Raw genomic sequence first — 24,244 nt, 5'->3', positions numbered from 1 at the left:
ACAAAGGATTCCTTTCAGCCATGGGTGTCTAACGTGCAATTACGGATCGCATGTTTCAGTTGATCGCGACACTAAAATAGACGCTTTCCTGTTAATATTTCCATAAAACTAGTTTTTTAGTTCATAAAAGCGAGGCAAAGAAGGGTAAAGTTCTCTTGATGGGAAAGGAACGAGGGATACGCTACTGCGGAGATAATACCCGGGCGTGAAGTGAGGGGATAGGAGGATGCGCGGAGGGATTTAATATGATAATTATCAAGTTGTTCACCGCGTGTAGCAGTATTTTATGCACAATTGTGTATAAATAAATACATAATATTATGTGTTCTCGTTTAATTTACTCTTTGATTCGGGTAAAATTATATCTTTGACGGCTTAAAAAACTGGAGTATTTGTGCGTTTAAAAACATTAGAAATTAAAGGTTTCAAGAGTTTTGCTGACAAGACCGTGCTGCAGTTTGATGAAGGTATTACCGGGGTGATAGGACCGAACGGTTGTGGGAAGAGCAATATTATTGATTCTATCCGGTGGGTGATCGGGGAGCATAAGATCAGCAATCTTCGGTCTGAAAATCAGGCGGGGTTGGTGTTTAATGGATCGAAGACCCGGTCGGCCAGTGGGATGGCCGAGGTGAGCCTGACGTTTGAGAATACTAAAAATGTGTTACCTACGGAGTTTACGACGGTGACTATCACGCGTAAGTTCTATAAAAACGGTGACAGTGAGTACCGTTTGAACGATGTAGCCTGCCGTCTGAAGGATATCCATAATCTTTTTATGGATACAGGGGTGAGTACCGACTCTTATGCCATCATCGAATTAGGGATGGTGGACGACATCATTAAGGATAAGGAGAACAGCCGTCGCCGCATGTTAGAACAAGCGGCGGGCATTTCTATTTATAAAACCCGTAAAAAAGAAGCGAAGTCCAAGTTAGATGCGACTGAAGGGGATCTGAACCGTATCGAGGACCTGTTGTTCGAGATCAACAACAACTTGAAGACATTGGAGAGCCAGGCGCGTAAGGCGGAGCGTTTTTACGAGGTAAAGAAAGAATACCGGGATATCAGCATTGAGCTGGCGAAGGCGTCCCTGGAGGGGTTTAATATCACCTTCCGGGAGTTGTCGGAGCAGCAACAGACGGAAGCGGATAAGAAGTTGGCCATGGAGGCTGATATTGCCAAAGATGAGGCAGCCGTGGAACAGGATAAGTTACATTTTGTCGCAAAAGAGCGGGAATTGCAGTCGTTGCAGAAGTCATTTAACGAACTCGTCGCTACAATACGTACGCGTGAGAATGACCGTAACTTGGCCAATCAGCAGTTGACCTATCTGCGGGAGCGGGAAAAGAACTTGACCGACTTCCTCAACGGAGCCGAGGGGCAATTGCAGGGATTGACCGATTCTATCGCCTTCACTGAAACCCAGGTTAGTGACGAGCAGGAGATATTTGAGAGTATGCAGGACCAGTTGGAGGGATTGCATGAGATGGTAGATGAAAAGAAAGAACATTTCCATCAGAAGAAGCAGGCCCTGGAACAACTGCGGCAGGATCAGCAGCAATGGCAGCGTCAACAGTTCGAGGCAGAGAAAAAGGTGGCCGTAGCAGATACCTCGGTACAGAACCTGCAGCGTAGTATACAGCAACTGCAGGAAGAAAAAACCAGTCGGCAGGAGCAGATCGCACAGCTGGAACAGGAGAAGCAAACACTCCAGGATAACTTGCAGGAAGGTAAAGCCAACCTGGAAGAAATGATCCGTTTCCAGGAAGAGACCAAAAATAAGATACTGGCTACCCAGGCCGATATAGAAGGATTACGTGATTCACTGGTGGATGAGAATCGTAAGCTGGATGCCAAAAAGAATGAATACGACCTGCTAAAATCATTGGTGGACAGCCTGGAGGGGTACCCTGATAGTATCAAATTCCTCAAAAAGAACCCTGAATGGAATAACCAGGCACCTATCTTAAGTGACATTTTCTTTTGCCGGGAGGACTACCGGACCTGTATCGAGAACTTACTCGAACCTTACCTAAACTATTATGTGGTGAACAACGCGGCAGAAGCCATTGCCGCGATACAGCTGCTGGACCTTCACAAAAAGGGGAAAGCAAACTTTTTCATACTGGATCAATTCAACCATCACGCCGGTACATTGTTTACCCCACCGGGTACAACGCCGGCTTTAGACGTTGTCGAAATAGAGGAAAAATATAAAGGGCTGGGAAATTACCTGCTTGGTAAGGTATTTGTTTCCCAGGATGCGCAGGCGGTAGATTTTAGTCTGCTGGCTGATCCCGATTTGATGATCGTAGAACAGAGCGGACGGATGCACCGGGGAAAATATCATGTGACAGGAGGGTCGGTAGGGCTGTTTGAAGGTAAAAAGTTAGGACGTGCGAAGAACCTGGAGAAGCTGGAAGCCGAGATCAAAGAGCTGGAGGGCGTAGTAAGTGTGCTTCGTCAGCAGTTGCAGGAGAAACATAATGAGGTACTGGGATATAATAGCCAGCTGAACGAAAATAATATCAATACGGCACGGGAGCGGATCAACCAGTTGAACAACCAGGTATTTGGTCTGCAGAACCGGATAGAGAACTTCCATCACCTGATCGAATCGGGAGATAAACGGCTGGCAGAGATGCAGCAGTCACTGGAAGCCAATCATGAAAGTATTGCTGGGGTACGTCAGGAACTGGATGAGTTGAATGACAAGGTACAGGAGCTGTATGAGCGGATTGCGCAGGCCGACAGAGCTGCACAGGAAGCGGAGCAGCAATTCAACCAGGCCAACGTGCAATATAATAACCAGAACCTGCAACATACCAGGCAACAGAGTAAGGTACAGGCTCTGCGGCAGGAGTTGGAGTTCAAGCGTAAACAATTGACAGACTTGCATGCGCAGATCACCAGTAATAAGACCCAGCTGGAGGATGCAGTAGCCAATATCGCTGCAGCCCAAGACCGCTTAAGTCTGGCAGAGGATGGATTGGTGGACCTGTTCCGCCGTAGGGAGGAGGAGGAGAAAGCGGTGAATGAGAAGGACCAGGAATATTACAACTTCCGTAACCATCTGCAGGAGCTGGAGACCAGTTTGCGTACCCGCCAGCGGGCCCGTGAACAGATGGATCAGTTACTGAATTCGATCAAGGACAAAGTGAATGAATTGAAGTTGCAGCTAACGTCGATGAAGGAACGACTGAGCGTGGAGTTCAAGGTGAACCTCGACGAGATCCTGGATGAGAACCGGAGTTCTACGCTTTCGGTGGATGAGCTGCAAGGTAGTGCCGAGCGGTTAAAGAAGCGGCTGGAGAATATGGGAGAGATCAACCCGACAGCGATAGAAGCGTTCCAGGAGATGAAAAAACGTTATGAGTTCATCCTGGAGCAGAAAAATGACCTGGTATCAGCAAAGGAGTCGCTGATGGCTACGATACAAGAGGTAGAGTCTACGGCGAACCAAAAGTTCCTGGATACGTTTAATCAGGTAAAAGAGAACTTCATACGCGTATTCAAGGCATTATTCACCGAAGAGGATCAATGTGATATGATATTAAATGATCCGGAGAATCTGGCTGACACGGGTATCGAGATCATCGCGAAGCCGAAGGGTAAACGTCCGGCGGCTATCACCCAGCTATCAGGAGGAGAGAAGACATTGACGGCTACGGCCTTGCTGTTTGCGATCTACCTGATCAAGCCGGCACCTTTCTGTATTTTGGATGAGGTGGACGCGCCCCTTGATGATGCTAACGTAGGTAAATTTACAAATATGATCCGCAAGTTCTCCGATAATTCCCAGTTTATCATCGTAACGCATAACAAACAGACGATGGCAGCGGTGGATGTAATATATGGGGTCACGATGCAGGAGCCAGGGGTCAGTAAACTAGTTCCGGTGGATTTCAGGAGTCTTAATTAATAGCAGGTGTGGCCTATTAGCTTGTTATTTATATGCTGCTTTTGATGAATGCTATTGTCATTTTCAGTGGCATCATTTATTTTGCAACCGCAAAAGTCATCTCGTTAGGTCTTAAGAGACAACAGAATGTATGGCTGAGTAAGGAGTGAAATGAGGTAAAAAGATTTCCTTCATTATTTAGATAACCAAAAAAAACATAACTATCATGGCAGCATGGGGCACCAGGAATTTTGAAAATGACGAATCACAGGACTGGGTATTCGATCTGATTGATAATAAGGATGGCGGTTTAGTGGCGGATACCCTGCAGCATATCATTAACAGAGAGGAGTACCTGATCTTATCAGATTGTACGGAAGCATTAGCCGCAGCAGAGGTAGTAGCAGCGCTTACTGGTAAGCCCAGTGAAGATTTCCCGGAGAAGCCCCTGGACAGACTGGATAGTCTGGATCTGCTGGCTACGAAGGCATTGCGCCAGCTGGCAGTGAATGCGGTGCAAAAGATTGTAGCTACTTCTGGGGCGAAAGATCAGTGGACAGAAAGCAATGATCTGGAAAGTTGGTTGAGTGTGCAGGAAGATCTGTTGAAACGTTTACAATAAGATATTTGACAATAGCCCTTTGACCGTATCTCTACGGCGAAGGGCTGTTTGCTATGTTATATCCCTTACCGAGCTTGTAGATCCTATCTGCTTACAAGCATTTTCTTCGTATCTATTTTCTTTTCGTCAATTATAAGTGAAAATACTACCCGGTTATGGGCAGCTGTTTAAGGAGAGGTGTTGTTCGCCTTGGCCACAGGAATAGGCTGTGCTTACCGCTTGCCTCACGCGTTTTTTAATTGATTTGTTATGCCTAGATTGGATCATGAAAAGGGTTGACATCCTATTCAGCAAGGTTATCAATACATTGATATACAATAGGTTTGCTATGAAGTAGTATTATAGTAGGTGTTTGTAATTTATTTATAATCAGTATGTTGTATTGTGAGATTAAAGCTGGATGTTAGATGCTGTATCGCAGGTATTAAATATCGGAAGTGTTATTTTATTAAGCGTAAATAAAATATTGATTATTAATATTTTACATTACTTAAATGGAATTTTAAATAAAGTTATTTATGTATTTCGATACATCAGGTCGAAATATATTATTTTAAATAACTTATTGAGTATTCGTATATTCGATTCAACGACGTTGTAGCACCATATATCCCGTTTGTCAGAAAAAACAGCCTTTGTCGGGAGACAACCCTAATCGCATGATCAAGACCGTGATAATTGACGACGTACCCATGTTGCGCAGGGATTTATTAGAGATGATGGCCCGTTACAATGATTTTATAGTGATAGCAGAATGCGGCAGTATCAAAGACGCTATTCCTGTTTTACGGGCGACTCAGCCGCAATTGTTATTGCTGGATATTGCATTGGATGATGGAGATGCTTTTGAGTTGTTAGCTCATTTCAGACCGTTACCTTTCCATGTCATCTTTGTAACAGCTTATGCGCAACATGCCATACAGGCTATTCGCCTGGGAGCATTGGATTATTTACTGAAGCCTGTACAAGAGGATGAATTACGGAATGCACTGGAGCGGGTACGCCAGGAGACCTTACCTGCTCCTACCTTACCCATGCAACTGGATATCGCAGGTACCTCTTTACGGAAGCAGTTTCCTAATGATCGCATCGTGTTACGAACACAGGAGGCATTAAAGCTGGTATTATTTGAAGAGATTACCTACTGCCAGGGAAATGCAGGATATACTCATTTTCTGCTAACGGGAAATCGGAAAATAGTGGTCTCGGGTAACATTAAAGAGTATGAAGAGCTGTTGCCTTCGCACCTTTTTATTAGATGCCACCAGTCTTACCTTGTCAACTACCACTATGTCGACAGTTTTAAGAAAGAAGGGCTGCTGGTGCTAAAGACCGGCGAAACCATCCCTGTTTCAAATAGAAAGAAAGACCTGGTCGTACAGTTTCTGACCGGGCAATAATCCTATTGCAAATGAACAGATTGATCATGCATCCAGGCATTATGGCCTGGTGGATGTTGTTATTAATGACCCTGCCCGCATGCCGGCAGTCGGCAAGAGCGCCACAAAAAGCTAGTCAGGAAAGTTATGTACTGTCGCCGGAGATTAGGATATTGGAAACGCGTATAGCCAGGCGGCAATGGAATGACCGCGATAGTCTGGCCCGGGCAATTACTCATTTGCTTGATACCAGGTATACTTATGATAAGGATTCCTTCACGCATGCTACTTTGGCTTTGTTACGGGCACGTGTATATCAGACGGAAGAGGACGATAGCCTGTTGTATTACCTAACAGACGCGGACTATTTTTTCTCCCGGCACCCTTTCCGTTTCCGGGAGCGGGTTATATTATACAGCCGGTTAACGGACTATTATATGAGCGTATTAGGGCAGCAGATACCCACTAATTTTTACTTCAGTAGAGTCGGTATAGAGTTGCGGCAGGCGCCGGAAGACTCATTTAGTAGGACTGAGCGTGCCGTGCGTTACACGGAAATAGCCTCTTCCAACCGATCGGCTCAGTTGTATAAGGAAGCTGGCTTCTATATACAGCTGGCATTAAAGTATGGTAAGTCCTTACAAGAGGAACAACCAGTCTTAGTAGGAAGGATTTATCAGGAAGCGATTACTACCTATGGGGAGCAGGAAGAAAAAGATAGCTCCCGGCATTACCTGACACTATTGGATGAACTGATGCGGCGTTATCCTGATAAGTTCGATCAGCATGCGTTGGACTATCTGAACCTGAAAGCCAGCTATTACTATGGTCGCCAGCAATTCGATTCTGCTTTAGTCTATTGTTATAAAATAATCGCCCTTAAGGATGCAGATCCCGGGAAGTTATCGCCAAAAGAACTGGCGCCGGAGTATTTTAATATAGGAGAAGTGCTTACAAGGTTGGGCCGTTACCGGGAAGCAAGAGGTTACCTGAACCGGGCATCAGATATCCTGTTGCCCGATACAACTGCATGGCTGACTGATATCATGATGTTGCGGGAAAACCGGCTTCGTTATTATATACGTGCAGGAGATCTTCGCAAGGCAGCGGATGAACTCGAGGCCTACAACAAGAAAGTCAAGGAGTTCTATAATCAGGAACGACTCCGTGTAATGGAAGAGCTGGAAACTCAGTACCAGGTCAAGGACAGGGAAAAGCATATCTACCAGTTAAATCTTGAGAAAAAACAGGTATCCGACCAACTGGAACGGAAGAACCTGCTGTTATTGTCCAGTATCCTGGTCATGTTATTGGCAGGTGCGCTGTTGGTGATACTGATCGTATCATTACGGCAGCGTCGGATATTAGCTGCTAATGAAAAGATCATATTGGAGCAGCAATTGTTGCGTAGTCAGATGGAACCGCATTTCATTTTTAATACCTTATCCGTACTGCAGCATATGATCCGCCAAAAAGAGACTGACTTGGCCAATCGCTACCTGGGTGCTTTCGCCGGGTTGTTACGCCGCTCACTGGAGAATTCCCGGGAGAGCCTGGTCAGCCTGGAGGATGAAGTGAGAGCACTGGAGGATTATCTGGTGTTACAGCAGTTGCGGTTTGAACGCAAATTCACCTACAAACTGACGATATATAATGGATATGAGGAAGAAGAATTAATGATCCCACCGATGTTGCTCCAACCATTCATAGAAAATGCTATTGAGCATGGCTTTCGGGGAATGGAAAGCGGAGGCATCATAAAGATCAATATTCAAAAACAAGGAACCGTGTTGGAATGTGTCATTGCAGATAATGGAAGGGGGATGGCAGACTCACCTATAGTACAGGGTAAGCGCTCACTGGCAGGCACCATCACCCGGGAACGACTGGCTATTCTTGAAAAAAAGACCCGGCAGCCCGCCGGGTTGACAATTATCGATAAGCATACGCAAGGAAGTAGAGGGGTGCTTGTCCGAATTGTAATTCCTTATCAATAATCAAAGCCTCTTTTACGGATATAAAAAAAGTACCGGCACTTTTGAACAATAGCGCACCGGATTTCTATTGTATCACGGACATATAATGAAGGGAAGATATCTTTGTATAGATAATAATTAACCACATATCAATCAGTTGCCGACTGTATGTAGCATATCTATTATATCAGATACCATTGTACTATCATCATATATGGAATCCGGGAATTGTACGATCGATTATTCATTTATCGCTTAATAACCTATTGACATACTGTTAATCTTAGCCACTAAAATCAATTTATGAAAAGACCATTAATCGTACTACTAAGTGGTGCGTCCCTGTTACTGTACGCCTGTAAAAAGGACCATGATGCCAAGCCGGACCAGAAACCCGCCGGAAGAGACAATATTACTTACCAATTCGCGGACTTTAAACAGTTCAGCAGCCAGTCGATACGTATTCCTATGAGGAATACTGATCATATGAATGAGATACTGAGCCAATTCAAAAAGAATACAGTAAGTATCGACGGTGTAGTGCCCGGACCTGGTGGTAAAACATTGAAGATTTCATCTGATGAAATCCCGGTTATGAATGCTGCTATCAGAACTACAGCATATATCGGAGCGCTTTATTACGCGACCAGTGTAGATGATCTGTCGCTGCAACTCATTCCTAACACGCTTATCTCACAACGACCTATTTCCGTATATGCGGATTTTCCTACCGATTTTATACAGGATTCCATAGCAGTACCGTCTCCTTCCGCCCAGGCAAGGTTTGTACGGAATGCGCTTAAACAGGGTACCGGCGAGCAGATAGCCTCCTTTACCTATGATATGCAGAGGTTTTATCGCTTCGATGAATTGAAGTTATCATTTGGTGCTAACATTAACGTGGGTGGTATTTTTACTTTTGACCTGCTGGATTCCCTGCATTCCGAAAGCAAGAAAACCCGTATACGGGCCATGTTTGTGCAGAAGAATTTTACCATTAATATGGAGCCGCCAGCTGATGGAATGGTAGTTAACGGACCGATTAACCCGGCACTGTATGGTGGCTATGCTCCTTTGATAGTGACCAATGTGAACTATGGCCGTATGGGAGTAATTACGATAGAGTCTGACTCTTCCTATGAGGCGGTGAATTATGCGGTTAGGGCTACGCTGAAAATCGGCGATGTTATTGGAGGGGGCGTACACCTCACCGAAGAGCAGAAAAGACTCTTGGATAAAGCCAAGATCAAGGCGTATGTAATTGGAAGTGATGGTGCTGACGCTGTAAAAACGGTGTATGGTTTTGAAGGTTTCCGTGACCTGATTGTAAATGGAGGCAAATTTTCTGCTGCTAAGCCAGGAGTACCTATTTCTATTAACCTGCGGCACGCCAATAATTTCTCTCCTTACAGTACCAAGTTCGAACTTTATCTACCCAATTAAATTATAGACCTATCTGTCAGATAGCATAGCGGCTATCGTATCCGGTAAAACGGATACGAAGCTGCTATTAGATTCTCTGATGTCCATAAGTTATCAACCCGTATAATATGTACCTAGCCAGAAAATTATATCCAGTCCTGCTTTTGCCTTTACTACTTTTCTACGCTTGCTCGAAAAAAACGATCCGGGAAGAACTGCTGACAGGCATACAGCAACAAGACGCTCCTTATTCATTCAGCCAGTTAAAAAAATATGGCGATACCATTGTCGGTATCAATGTCGGTTCCATTAAAGACTACCTTGAACAGAAAAAACTGAATGTCACGGATTTTCTGGGGGATAGTCTCTGGCCTAATTCGACCGGCTATAGCAAGATCTACACCACAGATGAAGTGACGGTAATACCTGATAATGAATCCTTTATATATCCAGGCTCTCTATTGAAGGGAAATTCCGTTAGTACCTCCAGTTATGTACCCGTGCCTATACGCAACTACAAGCGATATCCAATCAAGGTAAGCGTGAGTTTTCCCTCCGACTTAGCCGTAGGAACAATAGATACTCCGTCTTTGTCCCGGACCAGGGTCTTCTTGCGAAAAGCGTTGCTAGCTCCCGGCTTTTCCACCTCTCCGATGGAAGAGTTCCTCTACGAATCCTTCAATTTCTGGTATTATGATGAGATCAAATGGGCTTACGGCAGCAATGTAAATGTCAAAGGGTTATTTTCTTCCTCCAGTATCTCAACAGATGTGTCGGTAGTACGCACCCAGTTCCCTACTGCCTTTGTAGCCAGGTTCACCATGAGAAATTTCTCAATGGAGCTGGAAGAACCTGCCAATGGCAAACTGGTAGACGAAAATAATGTAGACCTGGGAGTGCTATATGGCTATTCACCGGTATACGTCAATAAAGTCACCTATGGGAGAATGGGTATTATCGTTATAGAAAGTAATGATATGTCTTATCAGCTAAAAACGATCTATGAAAAGATTGTCAGGAAGTTGTTTAAACGAAGCAACGAGACCATATCAGAGTACGAAAAGACATTGGTGAACACTTCTAAAATCAATATATACCTGATTGGAGGCTCCAGCAACGTACAAGGACAGGCCGTTACAGGCTATGACGGATTTGTTAACTACATCGCGCATAGCGGAGAGTTTTCTGCCAGCGACCCGGGGGTACCTATTCTGTTCAAGATGCGTTACCTGAGTGATAATTCCCCAGTTAAGACCACCTTTAAAGTAAACTTCCCTAGATAAATAATCTGCAAGCAGGATACCTATGAATAAACGTCGTTTATTACCGTTGATTGCTATTATTAGTATAGCCGCTTGTAAAAAAGAGAATATAGGCCAGCCGGTACCACCTGCAGAAAACCGGCAATTGTTGCTGACAGTATTGGATTCCGTATATCTATATGCCAGGCAACTGTATTATTGGAATGAGCAATTGCCGGACATAAATAAGTTTAGCCCTAGGAGTTATGCGAACCAAACAGGTGCCAGTGACCTGGCCATCGTCCGAAAGGAGTTGTTCGATCTGAGCCACTACGCCGTAAACCCCTCCACAGGACATCCATATGAACAACATCCGGAAAGAAGAGACCTACCCAAATACTCCACAGTGATAGTGCCCGGAGATCCCGCTAGTTATCATGCAGGCGAGTTAACACCTATCGCAGCATTGAAAGCTGGTAGTAGCAGCTATGGGTTATCCATGGTGGCAGTGGCCCCGGGTGATATCAGGATACTGATGGCCAGCAAAGGAAGTGCCTCAGGGGCAGCTGGATTGAAAAGGGGAGATCGTTTACTGGCGATAAATGATAGGGGGGTAGCTACCACAGAGGATTTCTATCGTTACGCTGCGGAGGCGATGGAAGGAAGCCGGTTAAGGTTGAAGGTCCGGGATGGAAAGAGCGGAGAGGAGCGCCCAGTGACTTTGGTAAATATCGCCTATGCACAGAATCCCTTATTAAGAGAGCAGGTGTTTGTCGCCGGGACAAGGGTAGTAGGGTATCTGGCTTATGAGCGATTTACAGAAGAACGTAATACGCGTACCTACCTGGAGTCAGTATTCAGCCGGTTTGCCCAACAGGGAGTACATACATTGATTGTCGACCTGCGTTACAATGGCGGTGGCTTTCAGAATACCTGCAAATACCTCGCTAATATGATAGCTCCTGCCGATGCTGACGGGCGTATAATGTTTAGGGAGTATTACAATAACCTGATGCAGTCCGGGCAGGCCTCCTTGTTGAAAATGCAGCCTATATTGGATGAAAATGGTACGCCCGTCATGCTGGGCGGAAGGCCCGCCACCTTATTTGATATTGACTATAGCGTAGCGGCCAATACTACCCGGTTTGAAAAAACAGGTGGACTGCTGGCAGTCAACCAGGTCTATTTCATTGTCAGCGATCAAACCGCTTCCGCCAGCGAATTGCTCATCAACAGTTTGCGTCCATACCTGGATGTAAAGCTGATCGGCGTTTCTTTACAGGGATCGACTGTTAAAACATACGGAAAACCTATCGGATTCTTTGATATCTACATCAACAGATACAAGCTTTATTTATCCCTGTACCAAACGAAAAATGCAAGGGAAGAAGGAGACTACTTTTCAGGTATGCCAGCCGATATCTCCCTGCAGGATGACCCGAGGTACGACTTTGGAGATATCAGGGATCCGGCGATATACTATATTCTACATAACATAGCCCCCCGGGAATACCCGGTGGTGACCGACAATAAGCGCATACTTACCGGATTTCCGCTCAAGACCCTTGATAAAGGGATACAGGTGCAGTATGGGTTGATCAAACAGATCAGTGATCTTCATTTTAAATGACCTACTAAAACCCAAATCATGTTTGCCATCAAACGCCTATTTATTTTTGCTGTAGTACTAGCCTTGCTATCCGCGTGTAGAAAACCTAAAGCGGACGTTATCGGAGAGCAGCAGGACCGATATTCCTTCTCGCAGTTGCCTCGTTATCACTTAACTCCTTTTAAAGTAAAAGGTAAACTACCGGATAGCCTGCACCCCTTTTTGGATGCTGCCGCAGTATTGGCGGCACATAAAGCAGCCGGTAACCCTGAAATACCGGGAGGAGGCATCAGCGTAACTCCTCACGGACCCTCCTTCACAGATGTGTTGAATGGTGCCACCTATAACTATGCGGAATTATTTGATGCAAATGAGTTTGTCGTTACTACCGGTAATACCAATGTAATATACCCAGGCTCTATCATCAAAGGTAGTAGTATAGAGGATTTTGGACTTATTCCCATACTGGGATATGGAAGGCCGGTCACAGTTTCTGTCTCTATCCCCACCTCTCCTTTAAAAGTATCCAAAACGTTACCGATAGCAACACCATCAGGCATGCGACAAGTAGTAAGAGATGCATTAACAACAGATTTTGCCGGGTCAGCAGGTTTTTCCAGATTCAATTATCAGATGAAGGCCTTTACATATTATCAGGAACTGAAAACCCTTTATGGATACAATACGAAAAATAATCTGTTGTTTGTTACCAATTCCACGCACATTGATAAAAACCTGGCCCAGATATCCGGGAAGTCAGGCATCATGGTAAAGTTCATACAACAAAACTTTAGTATCGATATGGACATTCCTGAAGCGGGGCAATTGATAGATCCGAATGTAGATCCATCCGTGTATGGAGGCTATCAGCCTATATATATTAGTAGCGTGATCTATGGACGCATGGGTATTATGACCATAGAGAGCAAAGCAGAGCAATCCAAAGCAGAAGCAACTTTCCGTAAGGCTTTCAACGTATTGGGAATAATAAATGGAGGAAACTCCCTCACATCTGAAGAAACGGCACTGATCGATTCCGCAGAGATAAAAGTTTCCGTGGCTGGCGTAAGCGGAGAAGAAGCGGTACGACTTGTGGGCGGTGTGCAGGGACTGACAGCCCTGCTGGCTAAAGGAATGACATACGACGCAGCATCACCTGGTGTGCCTATCGCCTTCAAAATGAAAGATATTGCCACAGATAGCCTTATTGCAGCGCCATTCCAGGTGGACTACGGTATATATGATAAAGTATATGCCAGCCTTGAAATAGAGAATCGTTATCAGGTGGGTACCGGTGGTGCTGGAGCTACTTATGAATATGGTGATCTATATTTGGCCTTTTACCAGTGGCCCAATAAAATACAACCAGTTGCTGCTCCGAATTTCGTTCCATTTAACTATCTGATCAATACGGTGACCGAAAACCGGCAGTACGGCCCGAACGGATATCATAACAGATCTGAAAAAAACGAAGATGTGAAAGTCCGTAACTCGTTGAAAAATACCCGTCAGTTGCTCCAAAAAGATGCCCGGTTACGTTACCTGGTCAAATATTATGATCCAAATCAGCCCAATAATGGTAATCAATCTGAATCCATCTATACCTACCGGTTGAAACCTGGTCCGGGATACATTGTACAGCCCTGATTACACAAGAATTATTTAGCGAAAGGCTGGCCGAAAGGTCAGCCTTTCGCACCTATGAACGCCCGCCGCCGTTCCCCCCAAAAAATTATTATTTCTCAAGGCGCTGTAGTACTTTAGTTTTTTGCAATCGATTAACCTTGGGTATAGTATGAAATACGGCAATCATTTGCTAGGGGTATTCCTGTTTTTTTTACTGGCTTGCCAACAACACGCTGCGGGTGTAAAAAACAAGTCCGGTGACTCATTGACCATCAGACAACAATATGCGGAATCTGCCGTACTCGACGGCAAGGCCGCCATAGCAAAGATGGTAGTTGACCCAGGTATGGAAGTGCAACTGGTCGCTGCAGAACCCCTGGTATTCGTACCGGTAGCGATGACCTTCGACCACCTGGGGCGTATGTGGGTAGTGGAAATGACCGGTTATATGCCGGACACATTGGGTACAGGAGAAGAAGTGGCCAACGGGAAGATCGTCATCCTGGAGGATACCAATAAAGATGGAGTAGTCGACAGCCGCAAGATATTTCTGGACTCACTGGTATTACCAAGGGCCATCTGTCTGGTAGAGAATGGATTGCTAGTCGCAGAACCCCCGCGCCTATGGTATGTCACGATAGAAGAGGGCGACCGGGCAGGGAAAAAGACCCTGGTAGATGATCAATATGCGGCGGGAGGAAATGTCGAACACCAGCCTAATGGACTGTTGCGCGCCATGGACAATTGGATCTACAGTGCCAAATCAGATGTGCGGTACCGGAAAGCAGGCAATAAATGGCTGAAGGAACCCACCCATTTCCGGGGCCAGTGGGGGATCAGCCAGGATGATATGGGGCGACTATTTTATAATAACAACTCTGAAAACCTGATCGGGGATTATTTCAGCCCCGGATTAGGACATGCAAACACACAACAACGCAGGGTAAGCGGATATGATGAGAATATCGTTCCTGACAACCGGGTGTACCCCATTCGGCCAACCCCGGGCGTAAACCGGGGATATATTAAAGGCATACTGGATGACAGCTTGCGGTTGGTCAACTTCACCGCCGCCTGCGGACCACTCGTCTACAGGGGAAACCTCCTCGGCAAAACGTACACAGGGAATGCTTTCGTAGCCGAGCCTTCCGCCAATCTGATAAAAAGGAATATATTAAAAGATAGCGGGTACCTCGTAACTGGACGGCAGGCATACCAAGGGCGTGAATTCCTGGCAAGTAAGGATGAACGTTTCCGGCCCGTCAGCATGTATAATGGCCCCGATGGTGCTTTATATATACTCGATATGTACAGGGGGATCATACAGCACAAAACCTACCTGACCGGTTACCTGAAAAATGAAATAAAAGATCGGCAGCTGACCACGCCGCTTAACTGCGGTCGCATATATCGTATCGTACCCAAAGGTAACAGCCCGCGTATCCTGCCAATTCCCATTGTTCCGGAGAAACTAATGGCCCTGCTGGATCATCCAGATGGCGCTATCAGTGATATGGCGCAGCAACTGATTATAGATCATCATTTTACTATTTTGGTGCCGTCCTTAAAAGAAAGACTGCGTCATACAGACCATCTTACCGGCCTGATACATACCTTATGGACATTGGAAGGGTTGGGGGCTTTACAGGCAGAAGATCTGCTACCGCTGCTACATATGCAACTGCCAGCTATAAAACAGGTGGCCCTATGGACAATTCCTTCTATTGCGACACCGGAGAATATCGGGCGCATCACTGCTGAGTTACTACCGATGGTAAAAGATACTGATGTAGCTCCTTCCCTCGCATTGTTGTTACCCGTAATATCAAAATTACAACCTGCTACTGGCAAACAACTGGAAGAACTGCTGGTGCATTCATATGCCCAAAACCGTTATGTCGCGGATGCCGCTATTAATAATGCACAAGGAAGAGAACAGGCGCTACTTACTTCCATCCGCCGCTGGAACAACGATTCGACATTAGTGATCAGAAAACGTCTCGATAAAATACTAAAGGATATTTCCAGCCGTCGTCAGTCAAAAATGGACGAAGCATTGTTCAAACAGTACCCTCGTGGAAGCATGTTGTTCAAGACAATCTGCCAGACCTGCCACGGAGCTGATGGGGAAGGTATTCAATCATTGGCGCCGCCGCTGAATCAAAGCCAGCTGGTAACAGGCCCCAAAGAACGATTGATCAAAATCATTCTGTATGGACTGACCGGCCCCGTTGAGGTAAATGGTAAAGTATACAAGTCTCCAGAGATTAACGGAGACATGCCGGGCATCGCGAGCAACGATGAATTTTCCGATGCTGACATCGCACAGGCCATCAGTTTTATACGTAGTGCCTGGAGCAACCGGGCAGAAAAGGTAACAGAAAAAGATGTGCAACAAGTGCGGGCACAATATAAAACCAGGCTAAAACCATTTACAGCGGCAGAGCTGAAATAACGCCTTTTATTAGCTAAAATACGTATAGCCGTCTGGGTCTGATAGCAGTACCGGGCGGCTTTTTATTTATATACTGGAGAAAGCGTTCTCCTCATTTGTAGACGTTTTGTAGTAATCTTTTTGTTCGCTATGTAGTACTCCTGTAGTTGTGTAAAATACTGATAATCATATATCAATGCTTAATTTTACATTGTTGTTGATCCCATAAAATATGTGATCATGTATTTATTGAAAGACCTCTGGTTTGTTATCCCTTGTGCTGGTATATCCTCACCGGATTGGATGAAACTGTAGCCTTCCGATCCAACCTGGGTGTATCAGCACTTCTTTTAATTGCTTATATTTGTAGATATCAGGACTTCATATTTCTTGAATCAGGCAACATACATATTACCTCTTTCCGGCTGTCAATGTATCTTTTCTACATTGCGTACCCACCTGTTGCCATTTTTCTCCTGTCCAAAAGACTTCAATAAATAAGCCCGGACAACTTTACCTGTTACTGCCAGTTGCTCCGGGACAAGTGCCAGTCTGCACGTTCGTATGTGCCGGATGATGCATACCCGTTATGCCGCTATACGTCCTACCTGGCAGTAACATAAATCCCTTCTTTTCATCATATAGACTTTATCACAATGAAACAACATCATATTATAGTATCTGATCATGATTATCAGATATTGAAGAGTATTTGTATGCAAGTAGCTGGTAGTGAACCATTAAAGGCAGAATTGGAGCGAGCAGTAATACGTAAGAAAGAGCGAATGCCGGCAGATGTCGTAAAACTGCATTCTAAAGTGGAGTTCAGGGACGAACGCAGTGGTCGGGTCCGGCAGGTAGAGTTGGTATTACCCGGACAGGCAAATATCCAATCTGGCAAAATGTCGATCTTATCACCTATTGGTACCGCCCTATTGGGATACCGGGAAGGAGATGTTGTGCTATGGGAGGTGCCCGCAGGTAAGACGAGTCTGCAGATATTAAAAGTAGAGCCCATCGAAAAAACAGACGCATAACCATACCGCTGGCCGGATATAACAAGCTCCGGCCAGCTATAGAATAGCATGATGTTTATGTTAATCCCCCCTGTCACTGTTACATTATGACAAAAAGCAGTAAATTAGAGTGCCTTAAATGGGCGTTTGAACATTAGCGAGAACCCGATTAATACTATATCATGAAGAAAGTTAACCTGTTTTGTCTTCCCTTCGCAGGAGGAAGTAGATACTCCTACAGGGATTACCAACAGAAGGCCCCATCTTTCCTGAACCTTTTACCCCTGGAGTACCCGGGCCGCGGGTCAAGAATGGGCGAAGAGCTGCTGACCGACATGGAAGTGCTATTAGAGGATCTTTATCAACAGGTAAAACCTCACCTGGAAGAACGTCCCTATGCGATTTATGGTCATAGCTTGGGAGGACTGATCACTCACCTGCTTACCAGGAAAATTCTCAGTAAAGGGCATCCGGCACCTTTGCACATTTTTGTGACCGGCACTACCGGACCTTCTGCTCCTTCGCGTAAAGAAAAGAAACGTCACCTATTGCCCAAGAAAGAATTTATTGAGGAGATCCGCCGGTTGGACGGTAGTCCTGAAGAAATATTACAGAACGAGGACCTGCTGGAATATATTGAGCCTATCCTCCGGGCAGACTTTCACCTGAACGAAACGTACGCCTATGAGAGTAAAGGACCGTTAGATCTGCCATTTACCGTTATCACCGGTACAGAGGAAGATATGACAATGGAGGATATTAAGTTATGGCAATTGGAAAGCAGCCGCCCGATTGATTTCAGGAGAATGAAAGGAAAACACTTCTTTATATTCGAGCATGCTCGCGAGATCATGGACATTATTGCCCGTAAGATCATCGTGCAGACCGAACAGATTGGCGTCTAAACACTATCACTGTTTAATAAAGGAGATACGATCACCGTAAGCAATGTGGTATTTGTCGCAGAAACCCGCATTTACCTCGACTACATACATCGCTTTCTTATAGGAAGGGAGACTCTCTTCAGATAACGGAGTAGCATATTTTTGAACGGATACGATCTCCAACTGTTCGTTGACATAGATAATATCGAGAGAGATATAAGTGTTTTTCATCCAGAATGATTGCTCTTCAGCTGCCGGAAACACAAAAAGCATACCTTGATCATCACTCATGGATTTGCGGTTCATCAGCCCGTTAGCACGTTCTTCATCTGTGGTAGCCAACTCTATGTCAATCTTACGGATCGTATCGTTCTTAGCTTTACCGATGAAAAACAGTTCCCCTTCTTTTTTAAAGGCAGGACCATTGTCAGGAGCTGTAGCTGGGGGCGCGGGAGTCGCAGCAGGTGTGGAGGTAGTACTACCGCTATTATTGTTACCTTTATTCTGACATCCTGTGATATAAAGGCACAGGGCAATATTGAATATCCATTTAGTAGTCACAAGCATAAATTGTGCAATTCTCATAGGATGAAGGTAGTAAAGTTTTACGTCATTTGATTTACCCAAGAATATTCAATAAAAGGCAAAAGGAGCTCATAGAACTCCTTTTGCCTTTTATAATTATAAGAATGTTTATCAATTATCTGCCGGAGACAGTTCTGCTTCAGAAAACGCCTCATCTGTGTAGTCTTTGATCTCGTTGTATACGGTATCTCTTTCTACCGGACGACGGCCAGCTTGTCTGATCAGCATTGCAAGTTGGGCTGTACTCATGGAAGGTGTCTGTTCTTCTGCTCCGGCCATGGAATAGATCTTAGTCGTATCATCGATGGTACCATCCAGGTCATTTACTCCAAAGGAGAGGGTGAGCTGGGCGGTATTTCTTCCCAGCATAGGCCAGTAGGCTTTCAGGTGTGGGAAGTTGTCCAGGTACAAACGCGCGATAGCATACATACGCAGGTCTTCTACGATACTGCTTTCAGCCACATTCGCCATATCATTCCCTTTGTTTCGGAATTTCAATGGGATAAAAGTGTTGAATCCATGTGTCCGGTCCTGAAGGGAGCGTAGCCTTTCCATATGATCGATGCGATGCCAGAATTCTTCCACATGACCGTAAAGCATGGTAGCATTGGTATGCATACCCAGCTCATGAGCAGTCTGGTGAATGTTTAACCACCCATCTGCATCTACTTTATCATGGCATATCCGGGAGCGTATGTCGGGATGGAAGATCTCAGCTCCACCACCAGGCATTGACTGTAGACCGGCATCATACAGCTTCTGCATGCCTTCTTTAACGCTCAGTTTGGCCTTCCGGAACATATAATCCAGCTCTACTGCTGTAAATCCTTTTAAATGCAGATCTGGTCGATGTGCCCTTATTTTACTCAGCAATTCGCAGAAGAAATCCAGGTTCATCTTAGGATGCACCCCTCCTACAATATGCACTTCTGTAACAGGTTGACCGTCATAGCCTTTTACGATGTCTAGCATCTGGTCTATACTCAGTTCCCAACCATCTTCCTTATTCTTATATAAACGGGAATAGGAACAGAAGTGGCAAGTAAAAATGCAGACATTCGTCGGCTCAATATGAAAGTTACGGTTGAAATACGTTTTATCGCCATGGCGGCGTTCGCGCTCATAGTTGGCTAATGCTCCTACAAATCCTACTTCTCCTTTTTCGAATAAAGTAATGCCTTCCTCTTGTGTCAGTCTCTCCTGTGCCAGCACCTTTTCAGCGATCTTCTTCAGTGCAGCATCCAGTGAAGACTGCTGCAATAGCGTTTGAACAGGCAGAAAATCTTGTCTCATCGTCATCTTACTTTTGATATTTTAATGGTCTGCGCCCGGTTCTTGTAAATTAATTTTACAAAATAAACACCATTTGGCTCATTTACCAAATCAAAGGTAAGACGATTGTTGTTAAGAGCAGTAGCTGGTTGTTGGGCGATCAGTTGCCCCATTGCATTGTAGATATTGACGGCTTCTAGGTCTGTTGGACGCTCATAGAAGGAAACGAGCACCAGGTCGCTGGTCGGATTGGGCGTCACCAGCACCCCTTTTTCACGCAGCTTGCTATTGACTTTTTTAGCCGTCAGATTGATATTATCCAGGTAGATGTTATTCTCGTAGTTGGAATAATTACGGAAAATAATCCTGAATTTACCCTGTTTGATATAGGGAGTCAGGTTAATAGAGTCCCGGCGCCATTCATTGTTGCCAGGAACAAACTCGGTCAATACCGGCGTTTTCCGGGTTACAAAATCAGGGCCACCACGTTTATAAAGACTTTTAAGCGTTTTACCACAGTCTGTAGTGATCAGGACCTCCAGGCTATCCCATAGATTATTGGAAGAAGGATCTGATTGCAGTGCAGCCGCGACATCAAACAATAGGAATACGGAATCTTCCTGGCGACCATCAAATACGGGAGACACCAGGTCATCGATCTGACCATTTGTAGCATATCCGAGATTACGCATCACCACAGACGCACTACCGCTACGGGCTGCATCCCGGGTCTTTTCCCAGGTGAAGCTGTTGTCAGGATTAAATATTTCCCATGAAGCAGGAGGGAACGTATTACCTTCGAAACCCTCCGAAAAAGGAAACGGAGGACTGTTATCATACCGGAAACCAGCTTTTGCAGTATCATTGGCGGTATTCTGGTCAACGACCCCATTAGGTAAGGTACTATAGGCCGTAATAGTATGGATGCCCGCACTACTTGTACTGGAAGGCAATACAACCTCTGTCTGCTGCAGGCTGGCCAGGTTACCAGTCCAGTTAAAGGATAGTGGTGTTCCGTTATCGATCCTGTACTGTATCTGTACATTGGTAATAGCCCGGCTGCCCCTGTTTCTCAGCAATACCCTGGGGACAATATCCTCGCTGCATTGTTGTCCGATGGGGGACAATACAGTCTGAATACTGGCATCCTGTTCTGCCAGGTTCACAGGCGTACAGCCATCCGAAGTAAGCAGGTAAGGACGTACAGCCGTTAATGTATTGCGCATACGTTCTGACTGACCGGCAGAAAACAGGTACATGCAGGCATCATCCACATAGTCCATAAAGTTCATGAACATAATGCCGGGTACAGCAGGAGAACAATTATCAGTGAACGGAAAAGTTGGACAATTGAAGTTTCTTTTCCCCTGGAGTGGTGTATCATCTACACCATCATCCACGGTACAGCGGGCGGTACCATCCGCATCATCGTCTCCCCATATATGTCGCAGGCCGAAATAGTGCCCGATCTCGTGCGTTACCGTACGGCCCAGGTTGAAGGGGGCCTTGGCAGTACCTTCCGTGCCAAAACCAGTATAGAGGATTACAACACCATCTTCATCATCCGGGAACATGGAAGGAGAGGTGGCAACCCCCAGGGTACTACCTTCAATCTGACATACCCATATATTAAGATATTTTCTCGGATCCCACGCATTGGATCCACCGGTATTGGCATGCTTCACATCCGGCACCGCATTCAGCGGGTTGCTGAAAGAGGCTTTGGTAGTGGCAACCCGGATGATCCCGTTGGAGGGGTCTCCATTAGGTGTACGTTGGGCCAGGCAAAACTGGTATTGTGTATTACCGATAATGGATTTCCATACCGCAGGCACCTTGCTGATATCCGTATTTGTGGCTGTATAATCCCGATTTAAAACAGCAATCTGGGAAAATACCTGTGCATCAGTTATCTGGGCTGGATTTTGTAGTACAATGTGCACTACTACTGGAATGCTGACAGGTTGAGCCGCTTCCCGTTGGTTGCTCTTCATCTGCCGGAGCTGTAGGAGTTGCTGTTCGATTTGCTGCTGTTTGTTCAGCAGGTAGGGGCTTTTTTTGATCCTTTCCTGGAGCGCGTCGGCAGAGGCACATGTACGCTGTCCCTGGGCTTGTTGGGTCAGCATATATAGGAAGAACAATAGAGTAAAAGTGCGCAATAGTATAGAGTTTAAAGGTTGTGGTTTTCCTGGAGCGGGGGGCCGCTATAGCAAGATAATACAAAACAAATATTCATCCCTCACAATTTCTATCGGCGGCCGCTGCATGTCGATGAACTTGTTTTCTACTACGTCAGACCCAAAAAAAAGAGTCTTGTAGTATAAACTACAAGACTCCGCAATTTCGTATATAGTGACCTGATCTTCTTAAGAAAGTGCACCAGCAATACAGCCACACATCAGGCAGGCAATGGTCCCACCAATAAGTGCTTTTACACCCAGTTCTGTCAGATTCTTACGCTGATTAGGCGCCAATTGGCTGATACCACCGATCTGAATACCGATGGATGCAAAATTAGCAAAACCGCAGAGCGCATACGTCGCGATCAATATTGACTTAGGATCCTGGATCACATTATTGGCTTTCATCTGGCCCAGTGATATATATGCGATGAATTCATTTAGGATCGTTTTTTCTCCCAATAACTGCCCGATAGAAACCATATCTTCTTTGGCGACTCCTATCATCCAAGCCACCGGAGCAAAGATATAACCCAATATCATTTGTAAAGAGAGCTCCTCATATCGCCCACCGGTAGCTGTAACGATGTAATGATTCAGATCTGTGATACCACCGAACCAACCAAGCAAAGCGTTACCGACGTACATCATTGCCGTAAATACAATCAGCATAGCTCCCACATTCACAGCCAACTTCAGACCGTCTGTTGTCCCCAGCGAAAGAGCGTCAAGGAAGTTATCGCCCAGTTTCTCTTTGGGAACATGCAGGTTTTTGGACAATAATTCACCGTGTGCCTGGGGGAAAAGTATTTTTGAACAAACAATTGCTGCCGGAGCACTCATAATCGATTGACTTAACATATGCAGCGCGAAATAATTCTGCTGCGCAGGATCAGCACCTCCAAGCATACCAACATAGGCTGCCATTACACTACCCGCCGTATTAGCCATACCACCGACCATGATACAAAGTATCTCGGTTCTGGTCATTTTCTCCAGGTAAGGACGTATCATCAGCGGCGCCTCCGTTTGTCCCAGGAATATATTTGCTGCTGTTGACACGCTCTCTGCGCCGGAGATGTTCAGTTTGTTGAGCAGATAGGCAAATACATATACCACCTTCTGCAGAATACCCATATAATATAATATAGAGGAAAGAGCAGCGAAAAAAATAATGTTAGGCAATACCTGTACACCAAAAATATAAGCCCAGTTGCCCGTAGGGTCTGCCAGTTTGCCAAAAATAAACTCGGTACCCTTATGGCTGATATTGATCAGTTCCACAAAAGACGAAGATACTGACTCCAGCACCATACGAAATATCGAGGGGGGACAAAGTTGGGTATATACCGCTATACAAAGTAGCAAACAAGCACCCAGTATCGCCCATTTTATAGTTTCGATGCTGTTGCGTTTGTATTGTATCCAGATCAGTAGCCAAAGTATACCGATAGTGATCGTGATTGACAATTTAGGCAGCGCAAAGGCACTACTGCGGATAATACCAAAAAAGAAAACAGCGAGGGAAAGTACGGCCAGTAAAATACTGATCACGTCGGGTGAAAGGGATACAGGGGTAGGGGAGGCGTCAGGGGGGATGGTTACCGGTACTGCAGTCGATAATTTTTTTTGTACCCTCTTGCCGGCTACGTAAATTACAATGATACCAAACACCAGCCAAAATACCGGCTGACTAGCAAATTGCGTATTCAGTACCCCCATCGCAAACATAACCTGCGCAAAGATGCCCATTAGCACCAGCTTCCAATCTATCGCCCGGCGGTTGTTGCTCAATAAATAGCAAACAGCAACCAGGAACAGCATGCCAAGACCTCCACGCATCAGGTTGTACAATTGAGACGACATAGTTGTTAGTTACAGTTTAAAATTGATTTGAAGGAGCAAATAAAACGGAAAATCTGCTTTCCAGCAATTAATTGTAAAGATTCTGTTAATATTTTATTATTATAAATTTCATATCTTGGTTATGTAACCAAAATCCGATTTAAGAACCATTTCTTTTTCTAAGAATCAAACAGTGAACATAATTGCTTATTCCTTCGCAAGGGAATAAGGTAACCCTTTGCATATCAA

Annotated in this window: 15 protein-coding genes; 11 read left to right on the top strand and 4 right to left on the bottom strand. The window is 45.2% G+C overall.

The genetic code is table 11. From position 1 onward, the window contains the following. Positions 1–394: 394 nt before the first annotated feature. From smc to KTO58_RS12445, 11 genes are all read left to right on the top strand, one after another. Positions 395–3,925 carry a chromosome segregation protein SMC gene (gene smc, locus KTO58_RS12495; RefSeq protein ID WP_095839045.1) on the top strand — a complete coding sequence of 1,177 codons (3,531 nt, stop codon included), beginning with the start codon at positions 395–397 and terminating at the stop codon, positions 3,923–3,925. A 205-nt stretch (positions 3,926–4,130) separates the two neighbouring features. Continuing rightward, complete coding sequence (locus KTO58_RS12490; RefSeq protein WP_095839046.1) at positions 4,131–4,526, top strand: DUF4259 domain-containing protein; 396 nt, start codon at positions 4,131–4,133, stop codon at positions 4,524–4,526. Between the two features lie 659 nt (positions 4,527–5,185). Further along, the gene (locus KTO58_RS12485) at positions 5,186–5,926 is read left to right on the top strand and encodes a LytR/AlgR family response regulator transcription factor (RefSeq protein WP_095839047.1); all 741 of its coding nucleotides are present in this window, start codon (positions 5,186–5,188) and stop codon (positions 5,924–5,926) included. An 11-nt stretch (positions 5,927–5,937) separates the two neighbouring features. After that, positions 5,938–7,902, top strand: coding sequence for a histidine kinase (locus tag KTO58_RS12480; protein ID WP_095839048.1), 1,965 nt, complete (start codon positions 5,938–5,940; stop codon positions 7,900–7,902). Between the two features lie 282 nt (positions 7,903–8,184). Beyond that, the gene (locus tag KTO58_RS12475) at positions 8,185–9,324 is read left to right on the top strand and encodes a thiol-activated cytolysin family protein (protein ID WP_095839049.1); all 1,140 of its coding nucleotides are present in this window, start codon (positions 8,185–8,187) and stop codon (positions 9,322–9,324) included. Between the two features lie 143 nt (positions 9,325–9,467). Beyond that, on the top strand, positions 9,468–10,586 hold the full coding sequence (locus tag KTO58_RS12470) for a thiol-activated cytolysin family protein (protein ID WP_157753002.1): 1,119 nt from the start codon (positions 9,468–9,470) through the stop codon (positions 10,584–10,586). A 22-nt stretch (positions 10,587–10,608) separates the two neighbouring features. Next, positions 10,609–12,174 (top strand): S41 family peptidase, encoded by a 1,566-nt coding sequence (locus KTO58_RS12465; RefSeq protein WP_095839051.1) that lies wholly within the window; start codon positions 10,609–10,611, stop codon positions 12,172–12,174. Between the two features lie 18 nt (positions 12,175–12,192). Further along, the gene (locus tag KTO58_RS12460; RefSeq protein ID WP_095839052.1) at positions 12,193–13,800 is read left to right on the top strand and encodes a thiol-activated cytolysin family protein; all 1,608 of its coding nucleotides are present in this window, start codon (positions 12,193–12,195) and stop codon (positions 13,798–13,800) included. 148 nt (positions 13,801–13,948) lie between these two features. After that, positions 13,949–16,234, top strand: coding sequence for a DUF7133 domain-containing protein (locus tag KTO58_RS12455; RefSeq protein ID WP_225860227.1), 2,286 nt, complete (start codon positions 13,949–13,951; stop codon positions 16,232–16,234). Between the two features lie 635 nt (positions 16,235–16,869). Then, positions 16,870–17,250 carry a nucleoside diphosphate kinase regulator gene (gene rnk / locus KTO58_RS12450; RefSeq protein ID WP_095839054.1) on the top strand — a complete coding sequence of 127 codons (381 nt, stop codon included), beginning with the start codon at positions 16,870–16,872 and terminating at the stop codon, positions 17,248–17,250. A gap of 161 nt (positions 17,251–17,411) precedes the next feature. Continuing rightward, positions 17,412–18,134: a thioesterase II family protein gene (locus KTO58_RS12445; RefSeq protein WP_095839055.1), complete on the top strand. Its 723-nt coding sequence runs from the start codon at positions 17,412–17,414 to the stop codon at positions 18,132–18,134. A gap of 6 nt (positions 18,135–18,140) precedes the next feature. Here the strand turns inward: KTO58_RS12445 and KTO58_RS12440 are convergent, their stop codons facing one another. The 4 genes from KTO58_RS12440 to KTO58_RS12425 form a co-directional block, all read right to left on the bottom strand. Beyond that, the gene (locus KTO58_RS12440) at positions 18,141–18,698 is read right to left on the bottom strand and encodes a DUF192 domain-containing protein (protein ID WP_225860226.1); all 558 of its coding nucleotides are present in this window, start codon (positions 18,696–18,698) and stop codon (positions 18,141–18,143) included. A gap of 111 nt (positions 18,699–18,809) precedes the next feature. Then, positions 18,810–19,991 carry an aminofutalosine synthase MqnE gene (gene mqnE / locus KTO58_RS12435; RefSeq protein WP_225860225.1) on the bottom strand — a complete coding sequence of 394 codons (1,182 nt, stop codon included), beginning with the start codon at positions 19,989–19,991 and terminating at the stop codon, positions 18,810–18,812. Positions 19,992–19,993: 2 nt separating this feature from the next. Further along, entirely contained in the window at positions 19,994–22,129 is a 2,136-nt protein-coding gene (locus KTO58_RS12430; RefSeq protein ID WP_157753003.1) for a M43 family zinc metalloprotease, read from the bottom strand. A 207-nt stretch (positions 22,130–22,336) separates the two neighbouring features. Beyond that, positions 22,337–24,016: a nucleoside transporter C-terminal domain-containing protein gene (locus KTO58_RS12425; RefSeq protein WP_198314924.1), complete on the bottom strand. Its 1,680-nt coding sequence runs from the start codon at positions 24,014–24,016 to the stop codon at positions 22,337–22,339. Positions 24,017–24,244 lie beyond the last annotated feature (228 nt).

It is taken from the genome of Chitinophaga pendula (assembly GCF_020386615.1).
Lineage (GTDB): Bacteria > Bacteroidota > Bacteroidia > Chitinophagales > Chitinophagaceae > Chitinophaga > Chitinophaga pendula.
Note: the sequence above shows the minus strand (reverse complement) of the source record. Positions and strands in the feature narration are given on the sequence as shown.